The 648-nt window shown below is 60.5% G+C and carries 1 protein-coding gene; it reads left to right on the top strand.

Features of this window, described 5'->3' with window-relative positions:
- Positions 1-432: 432 nt before the first annotated feature.
- Positions 433-648: IS66 family insertion sequence element accessory protein TnpA (tnpA, locus tag H1B27_RS41420; RefSeq protein WP_446479878.1), on the top strand; the 216-nt coding region annotated here is incomplete at its 3' end.

The raw sequence follows: 648 nt of genomic DNA, 5'->3' as shown, positions 1-648 counted from the left end.
GCCCATAGGCCGCCGAACACCTGCCAGCCGCAGCGTGCCCCGAGGTGTGTCCCGCTTTCTTCGCCGCCCGCAGCACCTGGTTGATGAAGCTCTTCGGCTTCGGCGCGCGGGTAGTGCGGATGCGTCCAGGCCGAATACGTAGATCGCTGTCGCCCACGCTCACGGCAGGGTCTCGCAACGATCCAAAGCGTACACGGTGCCGAAAATGCCCTTGATTGCATTAATCAAAATGCAAGGCGCGGCACGCGCCCCGACCGACTGGCACGCCAGAACCCAAGCCATGCCAATGGCTTGCGGTTCGACCGGCGAGCCCCTTTTATCTCGCCTTCCTAATCGGGCGTTCAAAGTCAGTAACCGTCCGGTTCCTGCACACCTTCCTCCTCGTGTGATGTCGTTCCATTTCGGGTTCTCTGCTGCTGTGGAGATTCTCCGGTGAGACCGAAACACTTCCAGAACAAAGCGCGACGCGAGTGGTGGTCGCTGCACGTCGAAGCGTGGCGCCGAAGCGGTCTCGGGATCCGCAAATATTGTCGTCAGCAGCGTCTCACCGAGAACACGTTTCGGCGTTGGCTGAAGCAGCTTGCCGGCGAAGACACTGCACGTAAACTCGCGGAATATCAGACGGAATTGCGCCGCGAAGAGCGAACA

This window comes from Bradyrhizobium diversitatis (assembly GCF_016031635.1).
In the GTDB taxonomy this organism is placed as follows: Bacteria; Pseudomonadota; Alphaproteobacteria; order Rhizobiales; family Xanthobacteraceae; genus Bradyrhizobium; species Bradyrhizobium diversitatis.
The sequence above is the reverse complement of the archived record's forward strand: the minus strand, read 5'-3'. Positions and strand labels throughout refer to the sequence as shown.